The organism is Chitinophaga sp. (assembly GCF_035761305.1).
GTDB lineage: Bacteria > Bacteroidota > Bacteroidia > Chitinophagales > Chitinophagaceae > Chitinophaga.
In genome coordinates this window covers 1-18649 of sequence record NZ_DASTRI010000199.1, presented here as the reverse complement: position 1 = coordinate 18649, position 18649 = coordinate 1, and the positions used below count along the sequence as shown (strand labels likewise).

Below are 18649 nucleotides of genomic sequence, written 5' to 3'. Positions count from 1 at the left end.
GTCAAAACCAGGCAGCCCCTTTATTTTTTGTAGCCTACAAAGATACAGAATTAATTACGAATTTTTTAATTACGAATTATCCGTCTGGCCGGCCTGAGCGAGAATACCGTTTACTCGCCTGCTTGTCATAAAAAAAGCCGGCTCAAACATGAGCCAGCTTTTACTGTCATTCCCGGCTTCCGCCGGTATAAATATCACTCCGGATTATTCACAAAGCTGTTTCCCATTCCTATACTACGCAATCCAATTCGTAATTCTTATCAGGAAAACCACTTGCTAAAAATATTCCGCCAAAGGTCCAGCCCGTTGGCATACAGCAGCAACCCGAACAGCAGCACCATGCCTACAATCTGCGCATACTCCAGGAACTTCTCGCTGGGCTTGCGGCCGGTAACAATCTCGTACAGCAGGAACAACACATGTCCGCCATCCAGCGCCGGTATGGGCAAAATATTCATGAATGCCAGGATAATGGACAGCAGCGCCGTCATTTCCCAGAACGACATCCAGTCCCACTCTGCCGGGAACAGGTTGCCAATGGTAAGGAAGCCGCCCAGCGATTCGCTGGCCTTTACTTCTTTAGATACAAAGATCAGCCGCAGCTGCTGCACATATTTTACCAGGGTATTGATGCATTTATCAAAACCTGCAGGTATGGCTTCAAAAAAGGTGTATTTCCTGGTGTTCAGCGCAAAAAACTTGGACAGATCCGTGTCCATGTACACGCCCAGCGTACCGTTTTCCGGCAGCTTCACATTTACCTGCAGCGTGTCTTTACCGCGTACCACGCCCACCTGTACGGTCTGGTTCTTGTATTTGGGCAGCCGGCTCTTGAAATCGTCCAGGAAGGTGGCCGGCTCCCCGTTCAGGGAAATCAGCTTATCTCCTTTCTTCAGGCCTGCCTTTTCCGCAGCTGATTCTTTGGTGAAAGAGCCTGCATAATAAGGCACCCTGGGTATGGCAAAAGGCGTTTTCTGCTTAATCATTGCCCGGATGAAACCCGGCGGTATGGCCACATTCAGCTCCTGCCCGTTACGATCTACCTGTATGCTTTTAGCCTCATGCAGGATGATCTCTGCCGGTATGGCCTGGAAATTTTCCACCTTCTGATGATCGATGCTCAGTATTTTGTCGCCGTCGCGCAGGCCAATGCTTTGCGCCAGCGAATCTACCGTTACCCCGTACTTTACATTTTGTGTAGGCAGGTAGGTTTCGCCCCAGTACCACAGCATCATGGCGTAGATGAGGAAACCCAGTATAAGGTTTACCGTTACCCCCCCTATCATAATAATCAGCCGCTGCCAGGCCGGTTTGGAGCGGAACTCCCAGGGCTGCGGCTCTTTCATCAGCTGGTCGCGGTCCATGCTCTCATCAATCATACCGGCTATTTTTACATAGCCGCCTAATGGCAGCCATCCTACGCCATATTCTGTTTCGCCTTTTTTGAATTTGAATAATGAAAACCAGGGGTCAAAGAACAGGTAGAACTTTTCCACCTTTGTCTTAAACAGCTTGGCCGGTATAAAGTGCCCCAGCTCATGTAATACTACCAGGATAGAGAGCGACAGGATCAGCTGCCCGGCTTTCACTAATATTTCTTGTGTTGTCATTTAGTTTAAATCTCCGCTTAAATATTACAGTTTATGATTTACAGCTCCACACCCGGACTTTAACGGGCACAAGCTACACCAATCCGGTCTAAAACCATACATCCTGAATCTATGATTAGATCACGATGGCATTGATCAGCGAAGCAGCATGTTCGCGGGCGGCTGTATCGCTTTCATAATAATCGTGCAGGGAAGGTACTTCAATATGCGGCACCTTTACCATGGTTTCCTCTATCACTTCGGTCATTTGCAGGAAACCGATGCGGTTCCGTAAAAAGGCGTGCACCACCTCTTCATTGGCCGCGTTCATTACGCAGGCAGCATTGCCGCCTTTGCGTAATGCCTCAATAGCTATGGCAAGGTTACGGAAAGTTTTGGTATCAGGCTGCTCAAAAGTGAGGGTCGGATAGTTTTTAAAGGAAAAACGGGGAAAATCATTGGCCAGCCGCTCCGGGAAGCCCAGGGCATACTGTATGGGCAGCTTCATGTCCGGCAGGCCCATTTGCGCTTTCAGGGATCCGTCTATAAACTGCACCATGGAATGGATGATGGACTGCGGGTGTATCACCACCTCTATCTGGTTCGGCTGCAGGCCAAATAACCACCGGGCTTCTATCATCTCCAGCCCTTTATTCATAAGGGTGGCAGAGTCAATGGTGATTTTGGCGCCCATGCTCCAGTTAGGGTGCTGCAGCGCATGATCTTTCTTCACATTGATCAGGAAGTTGGGCTTTTTACCCAGGAAAGGCCCGCCGGAAGCGGTGAGTATTATCTTTTCCACTTTGCCGGCATCTTCTCCCTGCAGGCATTGGAATATAGCGGCATGCTCGGAGTCAACCGGTATAATGGGCACATTTTTTTTACGGGCAGCCGCCATTACAATGTCCCCTGCTACTACCAGGGTTTCCTTGTTGGCCAGCGCTACCGGGGTACCGCTTTCAATGGCCGATAAGGTGGGGGCCAGGCCGGCAAATCCCATAATGGCCGCCAGCACCATATCTATGCTGTCCCAGGCGGCTACTTCCACCATGGCCCGGGTGCCGGCAAATACTTTAATACCTTTATCAAACAGTACACTCTTTACGCGCTCATACTGCGTTTCATCGGCTATTACCACTGCATTGGGCCTGAATTTTAACGCCTGCTCTATCAGCAGGTCTGCATTCTGCCTGGCGGTCAGCACCTCTGCCCGGAACTTTTCCGGATGCGCTGCTATCACTTCCAGGGCCTGTATTCCAATGGAACCGGTAGAACCTAGAATGGCAATGTTCTTTTTACTCATTTTACAATAATATCAATTATCACTGATTTGAGATTGCGTTGGAAATGTTAAAAATTTGCAATCCATTATCACTGAAGGTATTGCATCAGCTGTTCTGCCAATGATCTGTCGTTGCTTAACCGGGGTACCTTATTCTGCCCGCCTAATTTGCCAATGGATTTCATAAAATCTATGAATCCCTGCCGGCGTACGGGCCTGATCTTCAGGGGTTGCAAAATGCTGCCGGTCAGCAGGTCATTATAATAAATGTTCTTCTGTCGTAAGTTCTCATCTACCTTGGCGGCAAATTTAGTTAAATCGGCCGGCATGGTTTCAAACTCCACAAACCATTCATGATACGGCAGCTCACCATTGGTTTGTACCCTGGGCGCTACTGTAAATTCGGTGATGCGTACCTGCTCTTCAGCCGCAGCTTTCATCAGGCTATGCTCCACCTCTTCCCCTATCACGTGCTCGCCAAAGGCGGAAATAAAGTGCTTGATGCGGCCTGTTACCACCAGGCGGTAAGGGTTCAGCGATACAAATTTTACGGTATCGCCGATATTATAGCCCCACAGGCCGGCATTGCTGTTAATGATCAGCGCATAGTTTACGCCCAGCTCCACTTCTTTCAGTGAAAGGCGGGTGGGATTTTCGTTAAAGATCTCCTGCGCCGGCACAAACTCGAAAAATATCCCTGAGTTGGTGTTCAGCAGCAGCCCTTCCTGCCCCTGCACGTCCTGGAAGGCAATAAAGCCTTCAGAAGCCGGAAAGGTTTCAATAGTATGTATGGGCCGGCCAATGGACTCCATCAGCTTGGCGCGGTACGGTTCAAAGTTTACGCCGCCGTATACCAGCAGGTCCAGGTTTTTGAACAGCTCCCCTACGGGTTTGCCGCTGCGTGCTGTAAGGCGGTCAAAGTACATTTGCACCCACGGCGGTATGCCGCTGATGAGGGTCATATCCTGGTTAATGGTTTCGTCTACTATTTTATCCAGCTTGGTTTCCCAGTCATCAATACAATTGGTTTCGTAGGTAGGCAGCTGGTTGGTGCGCAGGTAGCGGGGCACATGGTGGTTTACAATACCGCTGAGGCGTCCGGTGGGAATGCCTGCAATACGCTCCAGCTCAGGGGAGCCCGACAGGAAGATCATTTTACCATCTGCAAAGGCGGAGTTCCCGGTTTCCGACATATAAACCAAAAGAGCGTTGCGCGCCGTATCAATATGGTTGGAAATAGAGTCTTTGCTGATGGGTATATATTTAATACCGCTGGTGGTACCCGATGTTTTGGCCAGGTAAAGGGGCTGTCCTTTCCAGAGCACATTATGCCGGCCTTCCTTTATTTTATTGATGTAGGGCTTAAAATCCTCATAGTCCCGGATGGGTACTGCGGCTTTAAACTCGTTATATGTGTGGATGGCATTAAAATTATGCTCTTTACCAAAGTCCGTATTCCTGCCTGTTTTTATCAAATCCTCCAGGATAGCATCCTGGTCTTCTACCGCCCTTTGCATTTCCTTCCTGATCTTGCTGCTCACAATGGAAGCAAATGGTTTGGCCAGCAGTGATTTAAACTTCATGCCGTTTAGTTTAGAATGGTTGAAATGACAAAAGTATAAAAATTGTGATGCTTTGCACGGCAAGTTAAGGGTTTTTCAGGCGCCCTTCGCAACAGGCTTACACCTGTTAAAAAAATCTAAAATTGAAATAACTACGTATCTTTGAAAAGAATAAGCTCTTTCTCAGTTAGGGTCATCAGCTTATATGTGGCAATTAGGCTTACTTTAGAAATACTAAAAATAAGCAGAAAAGTTTGCCAATTAAAAAACAAGTGGTACTTTTGCAGGAAATTATTTTTGGATAACTATGTTTGCAGTTGTAAAAATCGCAGGTCAGCAATTCAAAGTACAAAAAGACCAGGAAATTTTTGTGCAGCAGTTAACAGGTAACATCGGCGATAAAGTTGAGTTCTCTGATGTACTGCTCACCGACAATGCTGGTACGCTGACAGTTGGTACTGATGTAAAATCAGTGGTTAAAGCAGAAATCCTGGGTCATGTTCAGGGTGATAAGGTAATCGCTTTCAAGATGAAGAGAAGAAAAGGCTTCAGAAAGAAAGTTGGCCACCGTACTCACTTTACTAAGATCAAGATCAACGATATTGCTTAATTTTTAAAAGTTTAAAAATACTATAATAGAATGGCACACAAAAAAGGTGAAGGTAGCGTAAAGAACGGACGCGACTCCCAAAGCAAAAGGCTGGGTGTTAAGATCTTCGGAGGACAAGCTGCAGTAGCCGGCAACATAATTATCCGCCAGCGTGGTACAGTTTATCATCCTGGTCAAAATGTAGGTATTGGTAAAGATTTTACCATTTTCGCCACCACAGATGGTGTAGTAGAGTTCCGTAAAGGCCGCGAAAACCGTACTTACGTTTCAGTTAAAGCACTTGACGCCACCGCATAAGCGAAAGCCATGCGGTGTTTGCCATAAAGTTTTTTTTAATACCCAATTATCATTTACTAACCCAAATTCAAAAAACAATGGCAACAATTAAAAAAGCTGCTAAAAAAGCAGCGCCTAAGAAAAAAGCTGCTGCTAAGAAAGCTGCTCCTAAAAAGAAAGCTGCTGCTAAGAAAGCCGCTCCTAAAAAGAAAGCTGCTGCTAAGAAAGCTGCTCCTAAAAAGAAAGCCGCTGCCAAGAAGGCTGCTCCTAAAAAGAAAGCCGCTGCCAAGAAGGCTGCTCCTAAAAAGAAAGCTGCTGCCAAGAAAGCTGCTCCTAAAAAGAAAGCCGCTGCCAAGAAAGCTGCTCCTAAAAAGAAAGCTGCCGCCAAGAAGAAAACTTCTCCTCCGGCTACGCCTTCAGCACCTTCTACTCCGGCCATGTAAGATCGGATTTACAACTTGTAGAATAAAAAATCCCGGCACTTGCCGGGATTTTTTTTATAAAGTCTTCTTAGCTTGCACTTATGGATAACTACACCATTGCAGATAACTTCTCCCTCCTCTCCAAGCTGATGGAAATACATGGCGAAGACAGCTTTAAAGCCAAATCTTTTGCCACTGCCGCTTTTACTATAGAGAAACTGCCCGGGCAGCTAAAAGAAACTTCCCCGGAAGATATTGCCCGCATTAAAGGCATTGGCAACTCCACCAACAAAGCCATACAGGAAATGCTCCAGACCGGGCATTTATCGCTGCTGGAAACCTTTCTTATCAAAACCCCGCCCGGCATACTGGAAATGCTGAAAATAAAGGGCCTGGGGCCTAAAAAGATAGCCACCATCTGGAAAGAGCTGGAAGTGGAAAGCCTGGGCGAGCTGCTATATGCCTGCGACGAAAACCGCCTTACGCTGCTGAAGGGCTTTGGACAAAAAACACAGGACAACGTTAAGCAAAGCATCGACTTCTACTTTTCAAACCGCGACCGCTTCCTGTATGCAACCGTAGAACAGCTGGCCCTAGACCTGGAAAAACGCCTGCTGCAAATGCTGGCGCCGGCCCAGGTAGCGCTTACCGGCCAGGTGCGCCGTACAGAGATCATCATTGATGAAATAGCGCTGGTAGTAAGCGCGGCCCCTGCCGTTATTGAACAGCACCTGGCCGCCATACCCGAGTTTAAGCTGCTTTCAGCCGACGAACACTCGCAGCTGTGGGAACACAATCAGCATTTTAAAATGCGTATTTACCCCTGCCTGCCGGAAGATTTTGCCAAAACCCTTTTTATTACCACCGCGGATGCCGCTTTCCTGGAGCATTTTGATGCTAACGGGCACGCTGCTACCCTGCTGGAAGGCGGCACCTCCGAAGCCGCCATTTTTGAAAAAGCCGGGCTGGATTTTATTGAGCCCTGCATGCGCAACGGCGGGCTGGCGCTGGACCTGGCTAAACGCAAACAGCTGCCCGTACTGATAAAACCCGGGGATATTAAAGGCATTATCCACTCCCACAGCCAGTGGAGCGATGGCATGAATACCCTGGAGGAAATGGCTGCTGCCGCCAAAGCCCAGGGCCTGGAATACCTGGTGATCAGCGACCACTCCCGCTCTGCATTTTACGCCAATGGCCTGAGTATTGAGCGCATACAGGCACAACACCAGCAGATAGATGAGCTGAACAGCCAGCTGGCTCCCTTTCGCATTTTTAAGAGCATAGAAGCCGATATTTTATACGATGGCAGCCTTGACTATCCAAACGAAGTACTGGCCACTTTTGACCTGGTTATAGCCTCTGTACATTCTATTCTGAAAATGACGGAGGAAAAGGCAATGGAACGTTTGCTGAAGGCCATTGAAAACCCTTATACCACTATACTGGGCCATATGACGGGTCGCCTGCTGCTAAGCCGCAACGGCTATCCCGTAAACCATCAGAAAATTATCGATGCCTGCGCAGCCAACAACGTTGTGATAGAGCTGAATGCGCATCCGCGCCGCCTGGATATGGACTGGCAATGGCTGCCTTATGCGCTGGAAAAAAATGTGCTCATTTCCATTGACCCGGATGCGCACAGTATTGAAGGGTATAAAGACGTGTATTACGGTACCCTGGCTGCCCGCAAAGGCGGCCTGACCAAAGAAAAGAACCTGAGCAGCTTTAGCCGTACAGCCCTGGAGGAGTTCTTACAAACCCGCCGCAACCGTCAAATTAATAATGAATAATGAAGAATTAATAATGATTGCGCACGCTTAACTTATTGCACACCCTTAATTATTAATTCTTCATTCTTAATTATTAATTGAATAATGACACTACAAATAAAAGACGCCACCACCGCCGACATACCGCTGATACAACAGCTTACAGAACAGATCTGGCGCCCTACCTACAAAGAAATTCTTTCCCCGGCGCAGATCGAGTACATGCTTGACATGATGTACAGCACTGTTTCATTAACCCGGCAAATGACAGAACAGCAGCACCGGTTTCTTTTACTGTACAACGGGGACACTCCTATCGGATTTGCCTCTTACAGCACTACCGGCAACCCGGGTATTTACAAGCTGCACAAAATATATGTGCATGGCAGCTACCAGGGCAAAGGCGTAGGCAAATTTTTTATACAGGAAGTAGCAGGCCGGGTAAAAGCAGCAGGAGCGCATACACTGGAGCTGGATGTGAACCGTGAGAACAAGGCCCGTTTCTTTTACGAAAAACAGGGGTTCAGCATTCTTAAGCATAAGGACACCGCTATCGGCAACGGTTATATGATGACGGACTATGTAATGCAGAAGCCTTTATAAAAGCAGCCTGGCAAGAAATGCCAGGCTGATTCCCATGTTAACCATTAAAAAGACACAACTTCATTTTATGTTTTCAATGCTCTGCTTAAATGTACTCGGGTAATAGTGATAATAATTATTGCTATAACTATTTACGATAATTTTAGGCTATTGGATTTAAACGGCTCACTTTTTAAGAAAAAAAACCCCGCACAGTTAGCTATGCGGGATTTTTACTGTAAATGAGTGTATTCGGTTAATATACTCCTGGTTAAAAATAGCGCGGCGCCATTTCCTGCTCCTTGGACCAGGTAAAGCGGTAATTCAGCATCAGCTCATGCGAAACAGACTGCGCGCCTTTAAGATTGGACGACATTGGCGTATCATACGAGTAACCCACTGAAAAATTGGAGGTCACCTGCACCTGCACCATACCGGTAATAGTTTTTTCTGAACGGTAAGAGGCGCCCAACCACACCAGCTCCTTGATTAACAGGCTGGTATTGAAATCAATACCAAGACCACTGCCACTCACCTTCCTGAGCAGGATGTTAGGCTTTATCTTCACATTATCCCCTGCATCAAGCAAACAACCCGCCTGCAGGTAGTAATGTGACTTATATACGATCTTATTCACCTTATTGCCCATATCAAAGCTTTGGAATGTGGGAGAGGAAATACCTACAAAAAACCGGTCTGAGTAGAACATAAGGCCAAACCCTACTTCGGACTTCATGTAGCTGACATTTTCTGCAAATATCGGATCTGTAGTGGTAAGCTCGCTATTATTTTCCTTGAACTGCGACATGCCCAGCTTTATGCCCAGGGCCAGCCGCAGGTTTTCGTTCAGGTTCACCCGCTGGGATATATGAAAATTAAAGCCGGTACGCGACTGCACCGTGATCTTTTCATTCATGGCAGAAAAACCCAGGCTGGTATTGGTGGTTTTAAAGGGTGTATAAAAAGAAAGAGAAGCCGTTTTAGGCGCACCGTCAACCCCTACCCACTGGTTACGCGCCACCAGCGTAAGATTGGCAGCATCGTCCATGCTCATATAGGCGGGGTTGATCACCATCCCGTTCATCATGTATTGTGAATAGATGGGGTCCTGCTGCGCCTGTGCCGGATGCCAGCAGCACCCTACTAACAGGAACGCTGCAAGTAGCTTTAAAAGGCGCGTATGTAGTTTCATGATCGGCATTTTCTCTTTATTCTGAACTATTTCCTTTTAATTACTATAAACCCGGTGTACTGCTCGGCCTTACCTGTTTCATCGTAAATATGAATCAGGTAGAAATAAGAGCCGTCCGTTACTTCTTTACCATTGTTGTTCAACCCTTTGAAGTTGTTGTCTTCGTTGTTATAGTTGGTTGTTTTGTACACCGTGCCGCCCCAGCGGTTAAAGATCACCACATCGTTCTTCGGGTACTTGTCTATATTCTCAATGTACATAGCGTCATTACCCATACCATCGCCGTTGGGCGATACGGCGGAATGCACGCGTATTTTACCGCCATTGTTGTTTACCCAGCGGCCATCGGTGATCCAGCCTTCTATGGAATCGGGCACCCCGTCGTTATCGGAATCCAGGTCCATGTAGTTGGGAATACCGTCGTTATCGGCATCATCATCCGTGGGATCGCTGTTGCCGTTGCGGTCTTCCTTGCCATCCAGCACGCCGTCGCCATCTGTATCACAGGTAGGACAGAAAGGATCATCGTTAAGGATAATACCGATGGCAGAATCCGGCATTGTTGTAACGGGCACGTTCTGGTTAGAGAACACAGAAGGCTGCAGCAGCCGTATACTGAACGTATCGCTCCTTTCAAAGGTGCTGTCGCCTGTCATAGCTACAGGTATATAGCCGATCAGCTCACCAGGCTCTATTTCAATGGGTTTTACTATACTGTCGTAATCCACACCCGGCACTGCGGTGCCGATAAAGGACACGCCGGATGTTTTGTAGAACTGGTACGGCAATGTAACAGGACGGGAGGATGCACGGTTCAGCTTTACCTCCAGCATCATTATATTTTCCCCGGCCTTGTTGCCTTCATTTACGCGGTATTCCGGCGCATTAAACGACAGCTCCAGCGGGTCGTTATCTTCCACGATCACGTTTATTTCACTGGCCAGGCCGGGCACGTAATTTGGCACTGCGCTGCCCGACGGATCCGGTACGATCTGCAGGAATACAAACCCTTCATCATCGTTGGTGCTGTTATCAAAGCAGGTGATGGTAAAGGTATATTCCTGTGAGCCGGCAGGCAGTGTAACAGTAAGGGTATCACCGTTGCCGTTCAGGGAGCCTACGCTGGTGGTAATAGTTCTGGCAGCATCATGTACCACCTTCAGCGCCACCGGAACGTCCTGGGTATTAATACTGGGCGACTTAATAGTGATCTGCACCTGCTCTCCCTCTGTTACTGCGGGCGGTGTGGAGAACATATCAAGCTTCATGGTATCATTATCAATCACCGGTACATCGGTTTGCGAAGCAGCAGCCAGCGGCCAGGTAATACCCATCATGCTGCTGGTTACATTCTGCAGTGTAATATGTACAAATTCAGTGTCCTCTACCAACTGATCGTCGATAGGTACAACATTCACCGCCACGCTGCTTTTGCCGGCAGGTATGGTTGCGGTACCCAGCAGGGTCTTGTAATCTGCCCCCGCAGTGGCGCTGCCGGTTATGCTGTAAGCTATCTGCACATCCTGCATTACGGTGAGCTGCGCATCGGAGAAACGGATGCGGAAGGAACCATTCTGGGATGGCTCTGCAGCATTACCCAGCTTTTCAACCATCATGGCGCGCCCGGCCGCATTATTCTCATCATCCTTCAGCACTACCGTTTGCGTGGCTGCATCTACCGGGAAAGTAATGGTGCCCATTTTTGCAGACAGCAGGGCAAGTGTAACGGTTTCATCACCTTCTACCAGCTTATCATCCTTCACCTTTACGGGTATGGTTACACTATTGCTGCCGGCTTTAATAACGGCGGTAGTGGCTACTGCGTTCCAATCGGAAGCACCCGCTGTACCGCCCAGCTTAAACGTTACATTTACATCTTTGCCGGCCATTTGCGTGCTGGACAGCTTTATTACAAAAGCCCCGTTGGTGGCCGGTTCTGCGGCATCGGCCGTTTTAATGGCCAGCACCTGTACCGGCGCTTCCGGTATGGTAACGGCAGCCGGCGAAGTAACCGTATATGGACTGGCTACTGTGGCCTTAAGCTTTAACTGCTCTGTGCCTTCTACCAGGTTGTCGGCTACCATGTTCAGGGTAAGCTGCATTTGGTTAGTACCGGCATTTAGCACCACATTAGCCGGCACCCCGGTATAGTCGGCCGTGCCGGCAGTTGAGCCGGCGTCGGGTACCAGGCCGATAGTAATATTCTGGGAAGCGGTAATGGCCGGCTTTACAAACCCCACGGTTACTTTGGCATTGCCGCCTTCATGCAGGGTAGTAGAGTCTATCACTACTTTCAGCACCAGGTTGGTGGGATCCTTGCTGGTTACATCATCTATCATTACATCCAGGCTGTCTACCGTAAGGCCGGTAAAGCCGGTTGCAGCACCTTTCAGGCGTATACGCTCCAGCGGCTCAATAATATTATCTGCTATAGCGGCTAACGTTATATCCTTAAAGTTTTCGCCCGGGTTAAAGGTTACCGTTGCAGGCAAGCCGGTGTAATCCGTAACAGCTGCGGTAGAAGCGCTGCCTGCGGTAATGGTAACCGTAAACGGTTTGTAAGGCGTAATGCCTGCCGGCAGCGCTACACGTACTGTATAGCTATCGCCTTCGGCTACTTTATTGCCGGCGGTGTAAGGCTGCGGCTGTACAGTAATACGCGGGTTGCTGCCATCTTTAATGGTAATGGTAACATTGCTGGCGGCAAAACCTACCGCGCTCTGGTTAATGACAAGCGTTTCATCATCTTCCAGCAGGTTATCGGAATTGGCCAGTATAGCGGCAGGGAAGGTTACGGAACCGGCACCCTGTTTAATAACCACTGTATTGGGCAGCGTGGTATGCTCCCCGTCTGATGCGGTGGAAGCTGCGTCCTTGGTAATGGTAACCGGTATATCGTACGTGGTTTTTTTGCCGGCCGGCAGCGACAGGGTTACCATTGCGCCGGTAGTGCTGCCTTCCGTGATGGTACTCTTATCTACCGTCATGGTAATAGGCATGTTAGCCACGTAGTCTTTATCTTTTATCGTAACGCTGGCGGTTGTAAAGGTCATGCCCGGCAGGTCTGCGGTAGCGCCGTCCAGCACCAGGGTTTCATCCGTTTCCAGCAGGCCGTCGGCTGTTATGTTAATAGTAGCCGTAACAGCGGGATTGCCTTTATCCAGCGGCGGAATGGCGGCAAAGGTGTAATCGGTATCTGTTGCGGTGGAACCGGCGCCGGTTTTAGCCGTGATATTAATAGGCACTTCCGTGGTAATGCCCGCAGGCAGGCTGTATGTAACGGTATAGCCGGTGCCTTCGTCCATTACCGCCTGTTGTGCAGTAATGGTGATTACCTTATTTACCGCGTTATCGCCGGTAACATCGTCAATATCACCGGTGGCCGAAGCAACTGTTAAGCCGGGTATATCGGAGGTAGCGCCATCCAGCGTAAAGCTTTCGCGTTTTTCCAGTATAAGATCGGTTTGCGCGGTAATGAAACCAGGCACAGTTACCTCACGCTGGCCGGCAGGTATGGTAATAGTGGTAGACGACAGTGTATAATCCGTAGCGCTGGCTACTGAAGCCGTATTATGGCTCAGGTTAACCACGATGGGTTTACCTGCTACTATATTATTTACGAAGCCAACTTTTAAAGTTGCATCGTCACCTTCTTTTATCGGGCCGCCGGTAATGCTCAGCTGCAGCTTCCGGTTATTAGCATCGTTCCAGGTAGCGTCTTTGATGGTGATGGTGTAAGGCTTCACGGTAAAGTCGCTGGAGTTGCCGTTCAGCGTAAGGCTTTCGTCCCCTTCTATCAGGTTATCTGTTACAGCGCTGATAGTGAAGCTGGCGCTGTTGGCGCCGGCAGGTATTTTAAAGGAGGCGTCCGGCAGTGCGCTGATGTCGGCAGCAGTGCCCTGGCCGGAGAGCGTAATGGTAAGCGGAATATCTGCGCTGGCGGTGGTGCCGGCCGGCAGGCTTACAGTAAAGGTAACGGATGCGCCGCCTTCTGTCATTTCTGTTTCCCCGCTGCTGGCCTGCAGCTTCAACGCATTGGCATCATCGTCCAGGATCAGTATGTCGTACGGCGTAAAGTCAAATGCGCGTGAAAGTGCATCTGTGGTGGTGGCTGTTACATGCAGTTTTTCCGTGCCTTCCGCCAGGTTATCATCCGGTACGGTAAACGGTATGGTAACGGAATTGCCGCTGCTGATGGCAAAGGTAGTGCTGCCAATGGTGTAGTCGGATGCGGATGTGGTAGACAACGGATCGGCATGCATAGCACCCAGCACAATATTGACCGGGATGTCGGTGGTTACACCTGCCGGCAGGCTGAATTGCAGGCCGCCGGTGTAGGGTTCTGTAACGGTAACACCCGGTACCGGCCGCATGGTAATAACGCGGTTAGCCGGATCGTCGTAGGTACGGTCTTTAATATTAACGGAAACGCTGCTGGTCTGCGGCGCCCCCAATACAGTAGCATCTGCCTGTACATCCAGTGTTTCCTGGTATTCCAGTATCTTATCGGTCTGCGCCTCAAAGGTAAAGGTAGCGGCGTTGGTGTTTTGTTTGATCACTACACTTGAAGGCAGCGTTACATCTGAAGCGCCGGCTGTAGAAGATGTTTTGCGTGTAAGCGTTACTGTTATATCGGATGCAGCCAGTACGCCGGAAGGCAGGCTTACCACGCCACTAACGCTCTGGCCTTCATCCACATCCGACGGCATGGTGAGCGTAATGGATTTAGACTCATCGTCCTTAATAGTATAGGTAAGCACATTTTTGGATGTGTTCACCTTTACCAGGTTATTATTAAAGCTGTTATCCAGGGTAAGTGTTATGGTACGGTCATTTTGCAGCGCAGTATTGCCCAGGATCATTACACTGGTATCTACGCTGATCAGCTGCCCGGTATTATTGTAACTGCCGGGCGGTATCACAATACCCCGCTGGCACTCATAGTCCATACCGGCTACGCCAGGGTTAGCGCCTGCGGGCGATGCAATAACAGGCACATACAGTGGAGCATTCACTACAATGGTTTGTGTGTTATTGCCGTTGTATACTTTTATTTTCAGGTTGTCTGCGCTATGGCGTATATCACCTTCCATACCGGAAGCAGTGTCTTTTTCAAAAGCAACGGTCAGCTGCCGGTTTACAGGAATAGCTTGATTATCCAAACCGGTTATGCCGTCAAAATCCGTCATGGTGCTGCCATAGCCGGATAAGATGCGTGCTGTGTACACTTTTTCTGAATTAACGTTACCTCCAAACACATCTCCCAGATCTTTATGTACCAGCAGGCCGTTCTCTGTTCCGTCGTAGGTATTATTATATATATCAGCCAGCAAACAGTTTTCCGGTATGTAGTTAAGCATGTTCGCAGCATCGGTTGCCATAAACGACGTAAAGCCGTCCTTCATGCGCAACACATGTGAACGGCCGGTAGGATAGCTGCCGCAGGCCACATCGCGGTACACCCCTATTGTACCATACGGGGCATAATCGGGGCCTAAGCCCAGGGTACAGGCACTGTTGCCCGACCAGTCGCCGCTGGTAGCGCCCAATACAGCGTGTTCTGCCAGGAACAGGTGAGCATGGGTGGTTAACAGGTCAGTAAGGGCAGCTAATGTATAATCCAGTATAAAATAAGGCTGATCTTTTACATAGGTAAGATTACAGATAATTGTATGCTTTCCAGAACCGCTATAGCTGGTTACATTACCGACCATCTGTACTTTCCACGGAGAAGCAACGGTGCCTAAACCTGATTTTGGAGAGATAAAGCTCCAGGTTACCTGCTTAACCTGCTTTGGATCACTGGTGAACGTTTGGTTCATGGCAATGTAGGTGGTAATGCCCCTTGGATCATCCGTACCTTCATAGGTTTCGCTCAGGCCCATCCGGTACACCCGGTAAGAGCCGTCTGCCAGTATCTCAATCTTCAAACCAGGATCTGCGATGGTGCCTCCTGTTTCATTAATTGTTTCAATTACCTGCGCGCTTGCCTGGCTGCCTGCCAACAGGAGCAATGCAAATACCAGTTGGCGCTGCAGCCATAGCACGGCTTTAGCGCAAACAACTTTTGTTTTGCTTTTCAAGGTATAGGACAGCGCTATCATAAGGTTAGTAAATTTCTAATCATCCATCATATTTTAGATACAACAGACAGAACGATCCGGTGAAACCGGTCATCTTATACCCTGTTATGTTTACATGACTTTTGCTTACAGTTGGGCCTTGCAACTGTTATTTGGCGTGAAAAGTCCTTATACATCAGCACATTAGCTGTACAGTTGCAGGTAAATATGCCGATAGACAGGGCTTCTGTCATATTAAATTCATATCAAATTTATATAAAATAAATATATCAAAAGAATTAAATTTAATTTTTCCACACTATGTTAACAACGGCGGAAATAACGGCATGCGCCTGCATACCGCGCCGGGCTTTAATTGCGCTAGAATTTTTTTCCGATAAAATGTGGAAAACAGGGTGTATATGGAATAAATTACTGCTAACAGACAGGAATGTGGATTTTTCTACTGACCCTACCTATATAAAATAAAATAAGGGTAGATTTGCCCAAAATCGTAAAAAGCATGTCAACAATCGCTAAATCAAACATTGACTTTAACCTGAAATACAAGGTAAAGGATATGTCTTTGGCCGAATGGGGTCGCAAGGAAATTGAGCTGGCAGAAGCAGAAATGCCAGGCCTGATGTCTTTAAGAGAAGAATATGGCGCTTCCAAACCGCTCAAAGGCGCCCGCATAGCCGGCTGCCTGCATATGACCATACAAACCGCCGTACTGATTGAAACCCTGGTACACCTGGGCGCCGAAGTACGCTGGAGCTCCTGCAACATCTTTTCCACACAAGACCATGCCGCTGCTGCCATTGCCGCTGCCGGCATCCCGGTTTTTGCCTGGAAAGGCATGAACGCCCAGGAATTTGACTGGTGTATTGAACAAACCCTGTTCTTCGGCAGCCCTGACCGTCCCCTGAACATGATCCTGGACGACGGCGGCGACCTGACCAACATGGTGCTGGACACTTATACTGAGCTGATACAGCATATCAAAGGTTTAAGTGAAGAAACCACTACCGGTGTACACCGCTTATACGACCGTATGAAAAATGGCACCCTGCCCTTACCTGCCATTAATATCAACGACTCTGTTACCAAATCCAAATTTGATAACAAATACGGCTGCCGCGAGTCCTGCGTGGATGCTATACGCCGCGCCACCGATGTAATGATTGCCGGTAAAGTAGCGGTGGTAGCTGGTTATGGCGATGTGGGCAAAGGCTCTGCCGAATCATTGAGAGGCGCCGGCGCCCGCGTGATTGTTACGGAAATAGATCCCATTTGCGCCCTGCAGGCTGCAATGGAAGGCTATGAAGTGAAGAAAATGTCCGATGCCGTTAAGGAAGCCGATATTATTGTAACCACCACCGGTTGCCGCGATATTATTACCGGCGGGCACTTCAAAGCCATGAAAGATAAATGCATCGTATCTAATATCGGCCACTTTGATATTGAGATAGATGTTGCCTGGCTGAACAAGAACTACGGTAACACCAAGGTAGAGATCAAACCGCAGGTAGATAAATATACCATTGACGGTAAAGACATCATCCTGCTGGCAGAAGGCCGCCTGGTAAACCTGGGCTGCGCTACCGGCCACCCTTCTTTTGTAATGAGTAACTCCTTTACCAACCAGGTGCTGGCCCAGCTGGAGCTGTGGACCAACAGCAAAGCCTACGAGAATAAGGTATATGTGCTGCCCAAACACCTGGATGAGAAAGTGGCCCGCCTGCACCTGAAGAAAATTGGTGTAGAGCTGGATGTGCTTACGTCTACCCAGTCGGAATACCTGGGCATACCTGCAGAAGGTCCTTACAAACCCGACTACTACAGGTACTAAGTTTTTCTAAAAGGAAAAGGGAATAATTAAAGCAATAGTGGAGGTCATGTTCCTGCCGGAACGCAGCCTTCACTATTCTGCTTTATAGCTGTTTAATTATTCATTGTTATTTACCTTTGCGGCATGACCAAATTAAGCGTTAACATCAACAAGTTTGCTACCCTGCGCAATGCCCGCGGCGGCAATATGCCCGATATACTGAAAGTAGCCCAGGACTGTGAGCGCTTTGGCGCAGAAGGCATTACCGTACACCCCCGCCCCGATGAACGGCACATCCGCTACAAGGATGTATGGGACCTGAAACCGCTTGTTACCACCGAATTCAATATTGAAGGCTACCCCTCCAAAGAATTTATGGAGCTGGTACTGGCTGTAAAGCCGCACCAGTGCACCCTGGTGCCCGACCCGCCGGATGCCATTACCTCCAATACCGGGTGGGACACGCTCAAACACCAGTCTTTCCTGAAAGATGTGATTGGCAAGCTCAAACAGGCCGGCATCCGCGTATCAATTTTCCTGAATGCGGAGGTTGATAAGGTGGCGGGCGCCAAAAGCGCCGGGGCCGACCGTATTGAGCTGTACACCGGACCTTATGCCGAAGAATATGCCAACGCCTATACGCAGCCGCAGAACCTGCAGCTGTTCAATGACTATAAAAACACCGCCAGGGAAGCCGTGGCCATTGGCCTGGATCTGAACGCCGGCCATGACCTGAACCTGGACAACCTGCGCTTTTTTAAGCTGCATATACCCCAGCTGAAAGAAGTGTCTATAGGACATGCCCTGGTGTGCGACGCGCTGTATTACGGGCTGGAAAATACCATACAGCTGTATAAAAGGCAGCTGGTGGATTAGAGGATGTGCATATTCCCTACTCTTTTACCAATAACCCCCACTGCTGCAGCGGAAGGTTAATGCCCAGCTGGTTAAAAGCGGCCGACCGCTGGTACCACGAGCGGGCATAACGCAGCTGCAGCTTGCGGGTAATAATGCCTATACCGGCGCCAAAGCCGCCCAAACCCTGCTGGCCGGCCACTGCCAGCTCCTGCCGGCGCAGGTGATTATAAGATACCGTTAGCTCTACATAACGCCCTATTTCCCACTGGGCAGCCAGCACTACATGGCGAAACAGCTTATCAAAGGTTTTACTGCCGGTACGGGTAGTATCGCCGTTTGAAATAACCCCTTCATCCTCCAGGGCAGGATCTGCATAACGAATATCAAACTGGTACAAGTGGTGGATAGTAGCGGATAGTTGCAGCGGCAAATGCTGCAGGCGCTTGGAAACGCCTATTTGCAGGTCAAACGGCAGGGGCTCCCTGTTATCGGTTACATAAGTGCCAAGCTGCGCGCCCATGTTACGGGCAACCACCCCTATCTGCAGCTGCCGGGCAGTGTCCTGGTAGGTGATGCCTACATCGGCAGCCAGGCCGCTGGCGCCATATTGC

At 48.9% G+C, this 18649-nt stretch carries 13 protein-coding genes; 7 read left to right on the top strand and 6 right to left on the bottom strand.

Going from position 1 to position 18649, the window contains the following annotated elements:
• Positions 1-260 precede the first annotated feature (260 nt).
• From rseP to VFS25_RS16920, 3 genes are all read right to left on the bottom strand, one after another.
• Positions 261-1610, bottom strand: coding sequence for an RIP metalloprotease RseP (gene rseP, locus VFS25_RS16930; RefSeq protein ID WP_326463352.1), 1350 nt, complete (start codon positions 1608-1610; stop codon positions 261-263).
• Between the two features lie 115 nt (positions 1611-1725).
• A complete protein-coding gene (locus tag VFS25_RS16925; protein WP_326463351.1) occupies positions 1726-2892 on the bottom strand; it encodes a 1-deoxy-D-xylulose-5-phosphate reductoisomerase in 1167 nt (388 codons plus the stop codon).
• Between the two features lie 68 nt (positions 2893-2960).
• On the bottom strand, positions 2961-4454 hold the full coding sequence (locus tag VFS25_RS16920) for a GH3 auxin-responsive promoter family protein (protein ID WP_326463350.1): 1494 nt from the start codon (positions 4452-4454) through the stop codon (positions 2961-2963).
• A gap of 286 nt (positions 4455-4740) precedes the next feature.
• Here VFS25_RS16920 and rplU point away from each other — a divergent pair, with 286 nt between their 5' ends.
• From rplU to VFS25_RS16895, 5 genes are all read left to right on the top strand, one after another.
• Entirely contained in the window at positions 4741-5043 is a 303-nt protein-coding gene (rplU, locus tag VFS25_RS16915; protein WP_326463349.1) for a 50S ribosomal protein L21, read from the top strand.
• A gap of 30 nt (positions 5044-5073) precedes the next feature.
• Positions 5074-5340, top strand: coding sequence for a 50S ribosomal protein L27 (rpmA, locus tag VFS25_RS16910; RefSeq protein WP_326463348.1), 267 nt, complete (start codon positions 5074-5076; stop codon positions 5338-5340).
• A gap of 14 nt (positions 5341-5354) precedes the next feature.
• On the top strand, positions 5355-5762 hold the full coding sequence (locus tag VFS25_RS16905; protein WP_326463347.1) for a hypothetical protein: 408 nt from the start codon (positions 5355-5357) through the stop codon (positions 5760-5762).
• A gap of 80 nt (positions 5763-5842) precedes the next feature.
• Positions 5843-7534: a helix-hairpin-helix domain-containing protein gene (locus VFS25_RS16900; protein WP_326463346.1), complete on the top strand. Its 1692-nt coding sequence runs from the start codon at positions 5843-5845 to the stop codon at positions 7532-7534.
• A gap of 84 nt (positions 7535-7618) precedes the next feature.
• Positions 7619-8116 (top strand): GNAT family N-acetyltransferase, encoded by a 498-nt coding sequence (locus VFS25_RS16895; RefSeq protein ID WP_326463345.1) that lies wholly within the window; start codon positions 7619-7621, stop codon positions 8114-8116.
• Between the two features lie 250 nt (positions 8117-8366).
• Here the strand turns inward: VFS25_RS16895 and VFS25_RS16890 are convergent, their stop codons facing one another.
• Both VFS25_RS16890 and VFS25_RS16885 read right to left on the bottom strand, forming a co-directional pair.
• Positions 8367-9287 carry a type IX secretion system membrane protein PorP/SprF gene (locus VFS25_RS16890; protein WP_326463344.1) on the bottom strand — a complete coding sequence of 307 codons (921 nt, stop codon included), beginning with the start codon at positions 9285-9287 and terminating at the stop codon, positions 8367-8369.
• A gap of 26 nt (positions 9288-9313) precedes the next feature.
• The gene (locus VFS25_RS16885) at positions 9314-15391 is read right to left on the bottom strand and encodes a Calx-beta domain-containing protein (RefSeq protein ID WP_326463343.1); all 6078 of its coding nucleotides are present in this window, start codon (positions 15389-15391) and stop codon (positions 9314-9316) included.
• Between the two features lie 481 nt (positions 15392-15872).
• Between VFS25_RS16885 and ahcY the strand changes: the two genes are divergently transcribed.
• Both ahcY and VFS25_RS16875 read left to right on the top strand, forming a co-directional pair.
• The gene (ahcY, locus tag VFS25_RS16880) at positions 15873-17201 is read left to right on the top strand and encodes an adenosylhomocysteinase (RefSeq protein ID WP_326463342.1); all 1329 of its coding nucleotides are present in this window, start codon (positions 15873-15875) and stop codon (positions 17199-17201) included.
• A 123-nt stretch (positions 17202-17324) separates the two neighbouring features.
• On the top strand, positions 17325-18056 hold the full coding sequence (locus tag VFS25_RS16875) for a pyridoxine 5'-phosphate synthase (protein ID WP_326463341.1): 732 nt from the start codon (positions 17325-17327) through the stop codon (positions 18054-18056).
• A gap of 16 nt (positions 18057-18072) precedes the next feature.
• On the opposite strand, the gene VFS25_RS16870 is transcribed toward VFS25_RS16875, so the two are convergent.
• Positions 18073-18649: hypothetical protein (locus VFS25_RS16870; RefSeq protein ID WP_326463340.1), on the bottom strand; the 577-nt coding region annotated here is incomplete at its 5' end.